The following is a 13,742-nucleotide window of genomic DNA, read 5'->3' as shown; positions in this document are numbered from 1 at the left end:
CCCTGCGCTGCGCTCCGGGGTCCCCTCACTCCGGCGCCCTCCGGGCCCGCGCGGCCTACGACTTGCTACGCAAGTCTACATCTCGCGCCTTCGGCTACGCCGAAGGGGTGCTGCGCACCCTGGCCCTCCAGACGCCTGCGTTCGGCCTCCTGAAGTCGCACTCTGCGGCGCCTGAACTATCGCGCGCTTAGAAGCAAAAGCAGAGCAAAAGCAGAGCAAAAGCAGAGCAAAAGCAGAGCAAAAGCAGAGCAAAAGCAGAGCAAAAGCAGAGCAAAAGCGATTGGCCTGGGTTCAGGCCACTCGCGCAAGTGGGAACAAGCGCTTGAAGTTGCCCGTGGTCTGCTCGGCCAGCTGGTCATAGCTCACCCCACGCAACGATGCCACGTACTCCGCCACTTCCCGCACATACTGCGGCAGGTTCGGCTTGCCGCGATGCGGAATTGGCGCCAGGTACGGCGAGTCGGTTTCCACCAGCAGGCGGTCGACCGGCACCTGCCGCGCCACCTCGCGAAGGGCATCGGCATTGCGGAACGTGACGATGCCAGACAGCGAAATGTAGTAACCCAGGTCCAGGGCCGCCTTGGCCATCTCCCAGTCTTCGGTGAAGCAGTGCAGCACACCCGCCTGAGGCAGATTGGCTTCACGCAGCAACGCCAAGGTATCGGCCCGCGCGGCACGGGTGTGCACGATCACCGGCTTGCCAGTCTGGCGCGAGGCCTCCAGGTGCAGGCGGAACGACGCTTGCTGCAACTCGGCTGCTTCCGGTTCGTAGTGGTAGTCCAGGCCGGTCTCACCGATCGCCACCACATGCGGGTGCGCCAACTCGCGCAGCAGCCATTCCAGCGCCGGCGTTTCGCCCGGCGCCAGGTCCAGCGGGTGCACGCCCACCGAGCAATCCACATCGCCGTACTGCTCGCTCAGCGCCTTCACCGCCCCGGCATTTTCAGCACTGACGCCAATGCACAGGAAATGCCCGACCCCGCGTTCACGCGCCGCCTGCAGGGCAGCATCGAGGGAACCCTGATGGGCGCTCAGGTCAAGACGGTCGAGGTGGCAATGGGAATCTACGAGCATGGGAAACGGCACACATGAAAAGATGGAAAATCAGCGGGAACCCGGCAGCTGTACCCAATGGGCCAGCAAGGCTTCCAGCAACAGTACGCGATTGAGGTTGGCTTTACCGAGCACCTTCTGGCGCTGTTCGAGGATCCACGCCTGGACTTCCAGCACCTTGCCCTGGCGAGCCTTCTGCGCCAGGTACTGCACCACCTTGCGCATGTCGGCCAAACCCAAGCCGTCTTCATCCTGGGTCAACTGGTAGCGCAGAATCAAGTGTGACCAGTCGCAGAACCAGTCGAACAACAGCAACAACGGCACACTGCTCCAGGCCTCGGCCAACTGGCTGGGCGATTGCTGCTGTTTGAGCAGCTTCTTCACCCCGTCGGTCACCAGGGCCCGCTGCTCGCGCACGCCTTGAGCTTGCAGGCTGACAGCCATCAGCGGCGAGCCGGCAGCCAGGGTCAGCAGCTCCTCGCGCTCGGCCTCGTCGCTGTCGGGCAAGGCAGTGGCCAGCCAGGCCTGGCTCTGTGCCGGGCTCGGCTGCGGGCAGACGACTTGCTGGCAGCGGCTTTTGATCGTCGGCAGCAGGCGGCTTGGCTGGTGACTGACCAGCAGCAATACAGTATCGCCCGAGGGCTCCTCCAGGCTCTTGAGCAAGGCGTTGGAGGCATTGACGTTCATCGCCTCGACCGGCTCGATCAACACCACTTTACGCCCGCCCAGCTGCGCCGTCTGCACCACGAACGACACCAGTTCGCGCACCTGATCGACCTTGATCGGCTTGTCGGCCTCTTCCGGCTCCAGGACGAAGTTGTCCGGGTGGCTGCCAGCCTTGAGCAGCAGGCACGACTTGCACTGCCCGCAGGCGTCCAGCCCCTGCGGCTGCTGGCATAGCAGGCGCGCCATCAACCGTTCGGCCAGGGCGCGCTTGCCGATGCCTTGCTGGCCGTGCAGCAGGTAGGCGTGGGCGTGCTGGGCACGACCGGCCAGTTGCTGCCACAGCGCCTGCTGCCAGGGGTAGGCCTCAGCCACGGCAACGCCCCACGATGCCAGGCAGCAGCGCATCGATGGCACGCTGCACCGCCTCCAGCGGCTGCGCGGCGTCGAGCAGGCTGTAGCGCTGCGGCTCGCCCTGGGCGCGCTGCAGATAGGCTTGGCGCACGGCCTCGAAGAAGGCCTGGCCCTCCTGCTCGAAACGGTCCAGGCGGCCGCGCGCAGCGGCACGGGCCAGGCCGACTTCCACTGGCAGGTCGAAGACCAGGGTCAGGTCCGGGCGCAGATCCCCTTGGACGAATTGCTCCAAGGAAGCGATTCGCGCCACGGACAGGCCGCGCCCCCCCCCTTGGTAGGCGTAGGTGGCATCGGTAAACCGGTCGCACAAGACCACCGCGCCACGCTCCAGTGCCGGGCGAATCACCTCGGCCAGGTGCTGGGCTCGGGCAGCGAACACCAGCAGCAGCTCGGTGTCTGCCGCCATGATTTCATCACTTGGCGCCAGCAACAGCTCACGGACTTTTTCAGCCAGTGGCGTACCACCAGGCTCCCGCGTCAGCACCACGTCCAGGCCCTGCTCGCGCAGGCGCGCCGCCAGGTAATCGCGGTTGGTACTCTTGCCCGCGCCTTCGGGGCCTTCCAGGGTAATAAACAAGCCGCTCACAGGCAGTCCTTAATGTTGTTCGTCGGGCGTCGGCACGTCGACCGGTGCAGCCTCGCTGGCGGGATCCTGCTCAGCAGGCCCGGCTGCGTCCTCGGGCGCACTTTGCGGAGCCGGACTGGACCGGTAATCCGCGCGACGCTTGAGCTGAAACTCGCGCACCGCCGAGTTGTGATCGTCCAGGTCATCGGAGAACACGTGGCTACCGTCGCCACGGGCGACAAAGTACAGGCTGGTGCCATCGGACGGATTGAGCGCGGCATGGATCGCCTCGCGCCCGACCATGGCGATCGGTGTCGGTGGCAGGCCCGTCATGGTGTAGGTGTTGTAAGGCGTCGGCTCGCGCAGGTCGGAGCGGGTGATCTTGCCGTTGTAGCGTTCACCCATGCCATAGATAACGGTCGGGTCAGTCTGCAGCATCATGCCTAGGCGCAGGCGGCGGACGAAGACCCCGGCGATCTGCCCGCGCTCCTGGGGGATACCGGTTTCCTTCTCCACCAGCGAGGCCATGATCAGAGCCTGGTAAGGGTCACGGTAAGGCAGGTCAGTCGTACGCTCTGCCCACTCCTTGGCCAGTACCTCGTCCAGGCGCATGTATGCCTGCTGCAGCAACTCGACGTCGCTCATGCCACGCACGAAGCGATAGGTGTCGGGGAAAAAGCGGCCTTCAGGGAACACACCGGTGTGGCCGAGCTTGTCCATCACCTCAGAATCGGAAAGCCCTTCCAGGGTGTGCTTGATCTTTTCATGCTTGGCCACCGCCGAGCGCACCTGGCGGAACGTCCAGCCTTCGACCAGGGTCAGGTTGTACTGCACCACATCGCCACGACGCCAGACGTCGAACAGCTCTTCCACGGTCATGCCGGGGGTGAGGCGGTACTCGCCGGTATGCAGCTGTGTGCCGGCCATATTGAAGCGCCAGTAAAGGCGCAGCCAGACAGCGTCATCGAGCAGGCCATCGGCCTGCATGCGATAGAACATGCGGTTGGGGTTGGTGCCACTGGGCACGTCGAGCATGCGCTCTTCAGCCACATGCAGGGGCTGTTCCAGTACCGAGTTGATCTTCCACGCCGACCAGCCCAGGGCCAGGCCGGCGAGGATCAAGCCCATTTCCAGCAGCAGCAGGAATTTGCGTCTCACGAATTCAGGTATCCAGTAACGTACGGGCAACGGCCTGCAGTTTACGGGTGAGCGGGCCCGGCGACCAGTTCAGCGCGGCAATTGCGCGCACGGGCCAGACACCGTAGACACTGTTGCAGACGAACACTTCATCCGCCTGCTGCAGTTCGTCGAACGCGATATCACGCACCTGCACCGTCATGCCCAGCCGTTGCGCCTGCTCCAGCAGGGCACCACGCATCACGCCAGCAACACCGCAACGGCTGAGGTCAGCCGTAAGCAGCACGCCATCGCGCACCAGGAACAGGTTGCTGTATACGCCTTCGACCACCCTGCCCTGCCCGTCACGCATCAGGCCTTCGGCATGCTCGCTGTCCTGCCATTCGGCACGGGCCAGCACCTGCTCAAGGCGGTTGAGGTGTTTGAGACCAGCCAGCAACGGTTGTTCCCCAAGCCGGGTCTGACAAGGGAACAGCCGCACGCCATGCTCGGCATTTTCGACAGGATAGCTGGGCAGCGGGCTGCCCTGGAGGATCCGGCGCGGCGCAATGCCGGCAACCGGCGCGTAGCCACGCTGGCTGTCGCCACGGGTAAGGACCAGTTTGGCGACACCGTCACCGAGCTGGCTGGCGAAACGCAGGATTTCATCACGCACCAGCGCCAGGTCGGCGTCGATGGCCAGGCGCTGACAACCCAGCGCCAGACGGGCCAGATGGCCGTCCAGCAGGCTGGGCCGTGCACCGCGCACAGCGAGGGTCTCGAACAGGCCATCGCCGTAGGCCAGGCCGCGGTTCTGCAAATTGATCGCAGTCGCGGGCTGGCCGTCGATCCAGCTGTGCATCAACCGGCGAACCGGCGGAACACCAGCGAACCGTTGGTGCCACCAAAGCCGAACGAGTTGGACAGCACCACATCGATCGGCATGCTGCGCGCCTGGTGCGGCACGAAGTCGAGGTCGCAGCCCTCGTCCGGCTCGTCGAGGTTGATGGTTGGCGGTGCCATCTGGCTGTTGATCGCCAGCACGCTGAAGATCGCCTCTACCGCACCGGCAGCGCCAAGCAGGTGCCCTGTCATCGACTTGGTCGAGCTGACGGCCAGCTTGTAGGCATGTTCACCGAACACGCGCTTGATCGCCGCGACTTCGGCGATGTCACCGGCCGGCGTCGAGGTGCCATGGGCGTTGATGTAGCTGACTGCTTCAGGCTGGATGCCAGCATCGCGCAGGGCATTGGCCATGCAACGGGCAGCGCCTTCGCCGCTGTCGGGTGGCGAAGTCATGTGGTAGGCGTCACCGCTCATGCCGAAACCGACCAGCTCGGCATAGATGGTCGCACCACGGGCCTTGGCGTGTTCGAGTTCTTCGAGCACGAGGGCACCGGCGCCGTCGGACAACACGAAGCCATCACGGCCCTTGTCCCACGGACGGCTGGCACGGGTTGGCTCATCGTTGCGGGTCGACAGCGCACGGGACGCACCAAAACCACCCATGCCCAGGCCGCAAGCCGCCATTTCGGCGCCACCGGCGATCATCACGTCGGCTTCACCGTAGGCGATGTTGCGCGCGGCCATGCCGATGCAGTGGGTGCCAGTGGTACAGGCGGTGGCAATGGCGTAGTTCGGCCCCTGCAGCCCCAGGTGGATAGACAGGAAACCGGAGATCATGTTGATGATCGAACCCGGTACGAAGAACGGCGAAATACGGCGCGGGCCCTGCTCGTGCAGGGTACGGCTGGTTTCTTCGATGTTGGTCAGGCCACCGATACCCGAGCCCATGGCCACGCCAATGCGCTCACGATTGGCATCGGTGACTTCCAGGCCGGCGTTGCGCACCGCCTGGAAACCGGCTGCCAGGCCGTACTGGATGAACAGATCAAGCTTGCGGGCCTCTTTGGCCGACAGGTACTGCTCAACCTCGAAGCCTTTCACCGAGCCGCCAAAACGGGTGGAGTAGGCAGACAGGTCCGTGTGTTCGATCGGACCAATGCCACTGCGGCCAGCCAGAATGCCCTGCCAGGTGCTCGGTACATCGGTACCCAGTGGCGACAGCATACCCATACCGGTGACCACGACGCGTCTACGCGACACAGTACTCTCCTTTTCTAATCACAGAGTTTCTTGCCATTGCATTCAAGCAATGGAATGAAATGGCAACAAGCTCTCGGTGCCAGCGAAGCGACGCTGGAGGCTCGCAAAGAAAAAACCGCACGCCGGCAAAGGCAGTGCGGTTCTTCTCGACAAGAAGCGTCGACTACAACGTCTTACGCCTTGTGGCTGTTGACGTAGTCGATTGCAGCTTGAACGGTAGTGATCTTCTCGGCTTCTTCGTCAGGGATTTCGGTCTCGAATTCCTCTTCCAGAGCCATCACCAGCTCAACGGTGTCAAGCGAATCGGCACCCAGGTCTTCGACGAAGGACTTATCGTTGGTCACTTCCTCTTCCTTGACGCCCAGTTGCTCGGCGACGATTTTCTTGACGCGTTCTTCGATGGTGCTCATACCTAGTTTTCACTCCTAATGGACATATGTCAGGCAGCTGGCCGGTGACCAAGTTTATAGAAAGACGTTCGCTTTTCAAGCGGAACGAACCTTCCCTTTAGCCACTTCAACCGCTGCCTGGAATCTGGTTGCAGCTTTATAACGGATTTTAGGCTCGCAGTATGACTCTTTTTTGAAGCAATCCGTCACATTGCATTGCAGTTTTACATGTACATCCCGCCGTTGACCGGCACGGTCGCGCCGGTAACGTAGCCAGCGCCGTCCGACGCCAGGAACGAAACCACCTTGGCGATTTCGTCAGCCTGGCCCAGGCGGCCCAGCGGAATCTGGGTCTGCAGGGCTTCGCGCTGCGCTTCAGGCAGCTCGCGGGTCATGTCGGTGTCGATGAAGCCCGGGGTCACCGAATTGACGGTGATGCCACGCGAACCCACTTCACGCGCCAGGGCGCGGCTGAAGCCTTCGAGGCCGGCCTTGGCCGCCGCGTAGTTGGCCTGGCCGGCGTTGCCCATGGCACCGACGACCGAACCGATGCTGATGATACGACCCCAGCGCGCCTTGGTCATGCCACGCAGCACGCCCTTGGACAGACGGTAGAGGCTGTTCAGGTTGGTGTCGATCACGTCGAACCACTCGTCGTCCTTCATGCGCAGCATGAGGTTGTCGCGGGTGATGCCAGCGTTGTTGACCAGAATGGTCGGCGCGCCGAACTGCTCGCCAATGGCGCCCAGCACTGCTTCCACGGACTCGGCGCTGGTAACGTTCAGTTCCATGCCGGTGCCGGTGATGCCGTGTTCTTTCAGGGTGGCGGCGATGCGCTCGGCACCGGAAGCCGAGGTGGCGGTACCGATCACGGTCGCGCCCTGGCGGCCCAGCTCGAGGGCGATGGCCTGGCCAATACCACGGCTGGCGCCGGTGACCAGTGCAACTTTACCTTGCAGGCTCATGCAAGCTTCTCCAAATCAGGCCAGCGCCGCACGGGTGGCGGCGACAGCGTCAGGGGTATTGAGGTTGTAGGTGGTCACGCCGTCGGCGCAACGCTTGTTCAGGCCGGCCAGAACCTTGCCCGGGCCGCATTCGACCAGGTTGACAGCACCGTTGGCTGCCAGGGTCTGCACGCACTCGACCCAGCGTACCGGCTGGTAAAGCTGCGCCAGCAGGTCCTGCTTCAGCGCATCGAGGTCGGCGGCGACGGCAGCGGTGACATTCTGCACCACCGGGATCTGCGGAGCCTTCCATTCGATGGCGTTGACGAACTCGGCAAAACGCTCGGCAGCCGGCTTCATCAGGGCGCAATGCGACGGCACACTGACCGCCAGAGGCAAGGCGCGCTTGGCACCTTTGGCCTTGCAAAGCTCCATGGCGCGATCGACCGCAGCCTTGTTACCGGCGATGACCACCTGGCCTGGCGAGTTGAAGTTGACGGCACTCACCACTTCGTCTTCGGCCGCCTCGGCGCAGATTTCCACGACCACGGCGTCGTCCAGCCCCAGGATCGCAGCCATGGCACCGTGGCCGGCTGGCACGGCTTCCTGCATCAGCTGGCCACGGCGCTCGACCAGGCGCACGGCGTCTTTAAGCGACAGAGCACCGGCAGCGACCAGGGCGCTGTATTCACCCAGGCTGTGGCCGGAAACGAAAGCCGGCTGCGCGCCACCTTCTTCCAGCCACAGGCGCCACAGGGCGATGGAGGCGGTGAGGATCGCCGGCTGGGTCTTGTCGGTTTGGTTGAGTTGTTCTTCCGGGCCTTCCTGGACCAGCTTCCACAGGTCGTAACCCAGAGCGTCGGAGGCCTCCTTGAAGGTCTCGACGATCACCGGTTTTTCGGCGCCCAGCTCTTTGAGCATGCCCAGCGACTGGGAACCTTGACCGGGGAAGACGAATGCGAGGGATGCAGACATTGAACAAGCCCTTATGATCTTGTCGTCGAATGGGGTGCGCCGAGCCCTGAGCTAGACGCAGAATTTGAAAACTTGGATGGATACGCAGACCAAGCGGTCACATTTAAGCACTTCATCGGCGAAATGCCTAAGGCAACAAATCTTCAAGGCGGCCATGCAGCCGCTGCGGAAGGTTTTCCTGGATCTCGATCAGCGCCCGCTGGATCGCACTTTGAAAACCCTGCACACCCGCTGAGCCATGGCTCTTGATGACGATGCCCTGCAGCCCGAGGAAGCTCGCGCCATTATGCCGCGCTGGCGCCAGGTCGGCCTGCAGGCGCTTGAGCAGCGGCATCGCCACCGCCCCGGCTACCCGCGACAACGCGCCACCCTTGAACAGCTTCTCGATACGCTCGCCGATCATGGTCGCCAGGCCTTCGCTGGACTTGAGCAGGATGTTGCCGACAAAGCCGTCACACACCACCACATCCGCCTCGCCGCGGTACAGGCCGTCACCTTCGACGAAGCCGACATAATTGAGGCCGCGGGCATTCTGCAGCAACGTGGCAGCCAGCTTGACCTGCTGATTGCCCTTGATGTCCTCGGTACCGATGTTCAACAGCGCTACACGCGGCCGGTGAATGCCCAAGGCCTGGGCAGCCACGGAGCCCATGACGGCGAACTGGTAGAGGTTCTCGGCACTGCAGTCGACGTTGGCACCCAGGTCGAGCAGCTGGCAGTAGCCTGCCTGCGTCGGAATGGCCGCGACCATGGCAGGCCGATCGATACCCGGCAGGGTCTTGAGCACAAAACGCGACAACGCCATCAGCGCCCCGGTATTGCCAGCACTGACGCAGGCCTGAGCCTTGCCGTCCCGCACCAGTTCAAGGGCGATGCGCATCGACGAATCCGGCTTGCCACGCAACGCCTGGGATGGCCGCTCGTCCATACCGATCACCTCACTGGCGGCGACAATCTGCAGGCGCGCGCGATCCGCAGCTGCAAGGCCGCTGACAAGATCTTCAAGGAGGGAGGGTTGACCGACGAGGGTCAGGTGCAGCGAGGGGGTAGCCGAAAGGCAGGCAATGCTAGCCTGGACAATGCTGCGGGGACCGAAGTCCCCGCCCATTGCGTCGATCGCGATGATCTGAGCGGACAAGGATTACTCGTCAGCGCCCTTGTCGATCACTTTACGACCACGGTATACGCCTTCTGGCGAAACGTGGTGACGCAGGTGTACTTCACCAGTGGTCTTTTCTACCGACAGCGCGTTTTCCGACAGAGCGTCGTGCGAACGGCGCATGTCACGGGCAGAGCGGGATTTTTTGTTCTGCTGAACAGCCATAATTGATTAACTCCTAAACGTTTGGGTCACGCTTTAACTGCGCCAAAACACTGAACGGGTTGGACCGCGATACCTCGTCCTTGCTCGATTCGGGCTCGTCTGCGCCCGCCGGCTGCTGGCATTCTTCCGGATGATGAGCAGGCACGATAGGCAAGGCGAGCAGCAGCTCCTCCTCGACCAAGGCCTGCAGATCCAAAGGATCTTCGCCCAGTTCCAGCACGTCATAGCCTTTCGGCAACGACTGGGTATTCGCACCCTCCTTCACCACGGCGTAAGTACATTCGCTGTGGATCGGCAGGGTGACCAGCTCAAGACAACGCTGGCAAACCATTTTGACCTCGACGTCCAGCTCGCTGTGGATAACCACCACGTGCTGTTCATCTCGTTCAAAATCGAACTTCGCCTGCACCGTACCGACATCGTCGGAAAGCGGGTCGCAGAGTCTTTCCAAATCAGCGAGTTGCAGCGTACCAGTGATGGATACGCCTCGGTCGGCTAATTTGCGCGGGTCAACGTGAGGTGGAATCGGGTCATTCAACATAGGCGCAGCATTCTAGGGATGCCCCCCGCCCCTGTCAAAGGAAATTCGGCGGCATCTTGCATGTTAGAATCAGGTTCAACTGACCAGGAGTCTATCATGCTGCCTCTGTTGCTGGCTTCCAGCTCTGCCTACCGGCGCGAACTGCTCGCGCGCTTGCGCCTGCCCTTCACCTGGGCAAGCCCCGACCTAGACGAGCAGCGCCTGGCTGACGAGCCCGCCGTGGAGCTGGTCCGGCGCCTGTCCAGGCAAAAGGCAGAAGCACTGGCTGACAGCCACCCGCAGCACCTGATCATCGGCTCAGACCAGGTAGCGGTACTCGGGGAGCAGATTCTAGGCAAGCCACACACCTTCGAGCGCGCCTGCGAGCAGTTGCTCGAAGCCAGCGGCCAGCAGGTGACTTTCCTGACCGGGCTGGCGCTGCTCAACACCGCGACCGGGCAATGCCAGGTCGACTGCGTGCCATTCACGGTAACAATGCGCGAGCTGGATCGGGAGCGCGTGGAGCGCTATGTGGAGGCAGAGCAGCCACTGGACTGCGCAGGGAGCTTCAAGGCCGAGGGGCTGGGCGTGAGCTTGTTCCAGAGCACCCACGGTTGTGACGCGACCAGCCTTATAGGGCTGCCGCTGATTCGACTGGTGGATATGCTGACCAAGGAAGGCGTGACGGTTCCCTGAGCCCGGCTTGAGGGTTGTGGCGCCTGAGAGATCGAGCGCCGCCCGCGCGGCGCATCGCGGATAAATCCGCTCCTACACCTGTTGCAACGTGCCGAACCTGTTACGCCATGATCGCCCGCCTTGGCGCATGGCTTGAGCCTTGCAAACCGACTGACAACCATGGCCTGTCAGGCATGGCCACGCTGCAGCAAATGCAGGCGCGGATTTATCCGCGATGCGCCGCGCCGGCGGCGCTCGATCGCTCAGGCGCCGCAAAACGCACGACAGGCTCAGCGCAACTGCGGCCCCTGGAAGCCCATCCACATGGCCAAGTGCTCGGCCACGCTGGCACCAATGCGCTTGGAGAAGCGATCGAATGGCGATTCCTGCACGGTGTAGTCGACCAGATCCTTCTCACCGACGATTTCACGCGCCACATAGCTGGCACTGCCCAACCCATCCACCAACCCCAGCGCCTTGGCCTGCTCACCTGACCAGACCAGGCCACTGAACAATTCCGGATGCTCCTTATCCTTCAAGCGGTCTCCCCGCCCCTGCTTGACCATGGCAATGAACTGCTGGTGGGTGGTATCCAGCACACCCTGCCAGAACGCACGCTCATCAGGCTTTTCTGGCGAGAACGGGTCAAGGAAGGCTTTGTGCTCACCCGCTGTATAGGTACGGCGCTCGACACCCAGCTTCTCCATGGAACCCACGAAGCCGTAGCCGGCCGCCGTCACGCCAATGGAGCCAACCAGACTGGCCTTGTCGGCATAGATCTCATCCGCGGCACTGGCGATGTAGTAGGCACCGGAAGCCCCCAGATCGGCGATTACCGCATACAGCTTGATATCTGGGTGCTCACCACGCAGACGACGAATTTCATCGTACACATAGCCCGCCTGCACCGGGCTGCCGCCCGGACTGTTGATGCGCATGACCACGGCTTTGGTCTTGGGGTCCTTGAACGCATCGCGCAGGCTCTTGACCAAGTTGTCGGCACTGGCGGCCTCCTGGTCGGCAATCACCCCGCGAACCTCTACCAACGCAGTGTGATTGCCGCTGCGCGAGGTGGCCTTGTCCATGTCCATCAATGGCGTGAACAGCACCAGAATGCCGAACAGGTAGACGAAGGTCAGCAGTTTGAAGAAGATCCCCCAGCGCCGGGCCCGACGCTGCTCCTGAACACCGGCCAGCAAGGTCTTCTCCAGCAGCTTCCAGCTCTTCTGCTCGACACGAACCTCTTCGTTCTGCGCTTCACGCGCCTCGCGGGCGAGGCGCTCCTCGTCGGTTTCGTTAACCGGCGCTTTCCACTCGTCAGCCATGCTCACCTACCTTGGAATTGAACTTGCCTGGAACCGGCCAGCCACTCGCGCAGCTGGGAAAAATGCTCGATACACACCTGCGGGCCGAACTCGGCCAGCGCCTGCAGCGACATGGCGCCATAGCCCACCGCCACCGAATGCATGCCGGCATTACTGGCCATTTGCAGGTCGAATGCCGAATCTCCGACCATCAGCGCCCGCCCGGGTTCGACGCCGCAATGCCCGAGGATTTCTTCGAGCATCAGTGGGTGCGGCTTGCCACGGGTTTCATCAGCGGCACGGGTGATGTCGAAGAACTGCTCCCAGCCATTGGCCTTGAGCACGCGGTCCAGCCCGCGGCGCGCCTTGCCAGTCGCCACTGCCAGGCGATAGCCTTCAGCACGGAACGCATCCAGCGACTCGACAACACCCTCGAACAAGGGCGAAGGCTGCTGATCCAGGGCCATGTAGATGTCGGCGTAGTGCCGGCGGAAAGTTTCGACCTGCAACGGATCAAGGTGCGGATACAGCGTCGAGATGGCCTCCCCCAGCGCGAGGCCGATGATGCCCTTGACCGCACCCTCGGGGCTAGGCGCTTCGCCGGCACGCTCGGCAGCGGCATTCATCGACTCGACGATGCGGCCGATGCTGTCGGCCAGGGTGCCATCCCAATCGAAAATCAGTAACTCATAGTCACGGCGCACTGAGTCGCTCCACGGTTTTCGCCCACACCTCATCCACTGGCGCCTCAAGCTTGAGCTCACCGCCATCGGGCAGCGGCACGGTCAGGGCATAGGCATGCAGGAACAGACGCTTGCCACCCAGCTCGCGAATCTCGCGACTGAAGTCTTCGTCGCCATACTTGCTGTCACCGGCGATCATGTGGCCGGCATGCAAGGTGTGCACGCGGATCTGGTGGGTGCGACCGGTAATCGGGCGCGCCTCGACAATGGTGGCGAACTCGCCGAAACGGCGCAGCACGCGGAAAAGGGTCAGCGCCTCCTTGCCTTCATCGTTGACCTCGACCATGCGCTCGCCGGAGCGCAGGTTGCTCTTGAGCAGCGGTGCATTGACCTGCTTCTTCGAAGTCGGCCAGTGGCCACGTACCAGCGCCATGTAACGCTTGTCCACGCCGTCACCACGCAGGGCGGCATGCAGGTGGCGCAGCATGCTGCGCTTCTTGGCGATCATCAGCAGGCCCGAGGTGTCGCGGTCCAGGCGGTGTACCAGCTCCAGCTCCTTGGCGTCCGGGCGCAGCTGGCGCAGCGCCTCGATCACACCAAAGCTCAGGCCGCTGCCGCCGTGCACAGCAATGCCGGCCGGCTTGTTCATCACGATCAGCGCCTTGTCTTCATAGACGATGGCTGCCTCCAGGCGCTGCAGCAGCCCCTGGGCCACAGGTGCCGGCTCGTCACGCTCGGGCAACCGGACAGGCGGAACGCGCACGATATCGCCGGCCTGGATCTTGTATTCCGGCTTGACCCGCCCTTTGTTGACCCGCACCTCACCCTTGCGCAGGATGCGGTAGACCAGGGTCTTGGGCACGCCCTTGAGCGCCGTGATGAGGAAATTGTCGATTCGTTGGCCGGCAAGTTCCGGCGCGACTTCGATCAGCTGAACGCCGGAAGTCGGAGGGGTATTGGTCGTCATGGCGGGGATCATAACAATTATTTATGGAATTGAAGCACTTAATC

General features: G+C 62.8%; 16 protein-coding genes. 1 reads left to right on the top strand and 15 read right to left on the bottom strand.

What is annotated here, in order from left to right:
• Window positions 1-291: 291 nt before the first annotated feature.
• The 12 genes from H040_RS25560 to H040_RS25505 all read right to left on the bottom strand — a co-directional run bounded on the left by H040_RS25560 (window position 292) and on the right by H040_RS25505 (window position 10,090).
• A complete protein-coding gene (locus tag H040_RS25560; RefSeq protein WP_027919436.1) occupies window positions 292-1,074 on the bottom strand; it encodes a TatD family hydrolase in 783 nt (260 codons plus the stop codon).
• Between the two features lie 30 nt (window positions 1,075-1,104).
• The gene (locus H040_RS25555; RefSeq protein WP_027919437.1) at window positions 1,105-2,091 is read right to left on the bottom strand and encodes a DNA polymerase III subunit delta'; all 987 of its coding nucleotides are present in this window, start codon (window positions 2,089-2,091) and stop codon (window positions 1,105-1,107) included.
• Window positions 2,084-2,716 carry a dTMP kinase gene (gene tmk, locus H040_RS25550; RefSeq protein ID WP_027919438.1) on the bottom strand — a complete coding sequence of 211 codons (633 nt, stop codon included), beginning with the start codon at window positions 2,714-2,716 and terminating at the stop codon, window positions 2,084-2,086. Before tmk ends, H040_RS25555 begins: the two co-directional genes overlap by 8 nt.
• 9 nt (window positions 2,717-2,725) lie before the next feature.
• Entirely contained in the window at window positions 2,726-3,853 is a 1,128-nt protein-coding gene (gene mltG / locus H040_RS25545; RefSeq protein ID WP_027919439.1) for an endolytic transglycosylase MltG, read from the bottom strand.
• A 4-nt stretch (window positions 3,854-3,857) separates the two neighbouring features.
• On the bottom strand, window positions 3,858-4,673 hold the full coding sequence (pabC, locus tag H040_RS25540) for an aminodeoxychorismate lyase (RefSeq protein WP_027919440.1): 816 nt from the start codon (window positions 4,671-4,673) through the stop codon (window positions 3,858-3,860).
• A complete protein-coding gene (fabF, locus tag H040_RS25535; RefSeq protein ID WP_027919441.1) occupies window positions 4,673-5,917 on the bottom strand; it encodes a beta-ketoacyl-ACP synthase II in 1,245 nt (414 codons plus the stop codon). The genes pabC and fabF overlap by 1 nt, the downstream gene beginning before the upstream one ends.
• A 173-nt stretch (window positions 5,918-6,090) precedes the next feature.
• Window positions 6,091-6,327 (bottom strand): acyl carrier protein, encoded by a 237-nt coding sequence (acpP, locus tag H040_RS25530; RefSeq protein WP_027919442.1) that lies wholly within the window; start codon window positions 6,325-6,327, stop codon window positions 6,091-6,093.
• 203 nt (window positions 6,328-6,530) lie between these two features.
• A complete protein-coding gene (gene fabG, locus H040_RS25525) occupies window positions 6,531-7,271 on the bottom strand; it encodes a 3-oxoacyl-ACP reductase FabG (RefSeq protein ID WP_027919443.1) in 741 nt (246 codons plus the stop codon).
• Window positions 7,272-7,286: 15 nt separating this feature from the next.
• Window positions 7,287-8,225 carry an ACP S-malonyltransferase gene (gene fabD, locus H040_RS25520; protein ID WP_027919444.1) on the bottom strand — a complete coding sequence of 313 codons (939 nt, stop codon included), beginning with the start codon at window positions 8,223-8,225 and terminating at the stop codon, window positions 7,287-7,289.
• Between the two features lie 127 nt (window positions 8,226-8,352).
• Window positions 8,353-9,363 carry a phosphate acyltransferase PlsX gene (gene plsX / locus H040_RS25515; RefSeq protein ID WP_079227052.1) on the bottom strand — a complete coding sequence of 337 codons (1,011 nt, stop codon included), beginning with the start codon at window positions 9,361-9,363 and terminating at the stop codon, window positions 8,353-8,355.
• A gap of 3 nt (window positions 9,364-9,366) precedes the next feature.
• A complete protein-coding gene (gene rpmF / locus H040_RS25510; protein ID WP_010223221.1) occupies window positions 9,367-9,549 on the bottom strand; it encodes a 50S ribosomal protein L32 in 183 nt (60 codons plus the stop codon).
• A gap of 13 nt (window positions 9,550-9,562) precedes the next feature.
• The gene (locus H040_RS25505; protein WP_027919446.1) at window positions 9,563-10,090 is read right to left on the bottom strand and encodes a YceD family protein; all 528 of its coding nucleotides are present in this window, start codon (window positions 10,088-10,090) and stop codon (window positions 9,563-9,565) included.
• Between the two features lie 96 nt (window positions 10,091-10,186).
• On the opposite strand from H040_RS25505, the gene H040_RS25500 reads away from it, so the two are divergent.
• Window positions 10,187-10,765 (top strand): Maf family protein, encoded by a 579-nt coding sequence (locus H040_RS25500; protein ID WP_027919447.1) that lies wholly within the window; start codon window positions 10,187-10,189, stop codon window positions 10,763-10,765.
• Between the two features lie 269 nt (window positions 10,766-11,034).
• Here H040_RS25500 and H040_RS25495 read toward each other — a convergent pair whose 3' ends face one another.
• From H040_RS25495 to rluC, 3 genes are read right to left on the bottom strand one after another with little or no spacing between them, the layout of a single operon-like run.
• Complete coding sequence (locus H040_RS25495) at window positions 11,035-12,069, bottom strand: S49 family peptidase (RefSeq protein WP_027919448.1); 1,035 nt, start codon at window positions 12,067-12,069, stop codon at window positions 11,035-11,037.
• Between the two features lie 2 nt (window positions 12,070-12,071).
• Entirely contained in the window at window positions 12,072-12,752 is a 681-nt protein-coding gene (locus tag H040_RS25490; protein WP_027919449.1) for an HAD family hydrolase, read from the bottom strand.
• On the bottom strand, window positions 12,742-13,698 hold the full coding sequence (gene rluC / locus H040_RS25485) for a 23S rRNA pseudouridine(955/2504/2580) synthase RluC (protein ID WP_027919450.1): 957 nt from the start codon (window positions 13,696-13,698) through the stop codon (window positions 12,742-12,744). Before rluC ends, H040_RS25490 begins: the two co-directional genes overlap by 11 nt.
• Between the last annotated feature and the right edge of the window lie 44 nt (window positions 13,699-13,742).

The organism is Pseudomonas sp. URMO17WK12:I7 (assembly GCF_003269045.1).
Taxonomy (GTDB): Bacteria; Pseudomonadota; Gammaproteobacteria; order Pseudomonadales; family Pseudomonadaceae; genus Aquipseudomonas; species Aquipseudomonas putida_J.
The sequence above is the reverse complement of the archived record's forward strand: the minus strand, read 5'-3'. Positions and strand labels throughout refer to the sequence as shown.

Bases quoted from the DNA above. Each gene is read 5' to 3' on its own strand.
- H040_RS25500 (WP_027919447.1), top strand. From the start codon at position 10,187: ATGCTGCCTCTGTTGCTGGCTTCCAGCTCTGCCTACCGGCGCGAACTG.
- rpmF (WP_010223221.1), bottom strand. From the start codon at position 9,549: ATGGCTGTTCAGCAGAACAAAAAATCCCGCTCTGCCCGTGACATGCGC.
- rluC (WP_027919450.1), bottom strand. From the start codon at position 13,698: ATGACGACCAATACCCCTCCGACTTCCGGCGTTCAGCTGATCGAAGTC.
- pabC (WP_027919440.1), bottom strand. From the start codon at position 4,673: ATGCACAGCTGGATCGACGGCCAGCCCGCGACTGCGATCAATTTGCAG.
- fabD (WP_027919444.1), bottom strand. From the start codon at position 8,225: ATGTCTGCATCCCTCGCATTCGTCTTCCCCGGTCAAGGTTCCCAGTCG.
- H040_RS25495 (WP_027919448.1), bottom strand. From the start codon at position 12,069: ATGGCTGACGAGTGGAAAGCGCCGGTTAACGAAACCGACGAGGAGCGC.
- H040_RS25560 (WP_027919436.1), bottom strand. From the start codon at position 1,074: ATGCTCGTAGATTCCCATTGCCACCTCGACCGTCTTGACCTGAGCGCC.
- fabG (WP_027919443.1), bottom strand. From the start codon at position 7,271: ATGAGCCTGCAAGGTAAAGTTGCACTGGTCACCGGCGCCAGCCGTGGT.
- H040_RS25505 (WP_027919446.1), bottom strand. From the start codon at position 10,090: ATGTTGAATGACCCGATTCCACCTCACGTTGACCCGCGCAAATTAGCC.
- acpP (WP_027919442.1), bottom strand. From the start codon at position 6,327: ATGAGCACCATCGAAGAACGCGTCAAGAAAATCGTCGCCGAGCAACTG.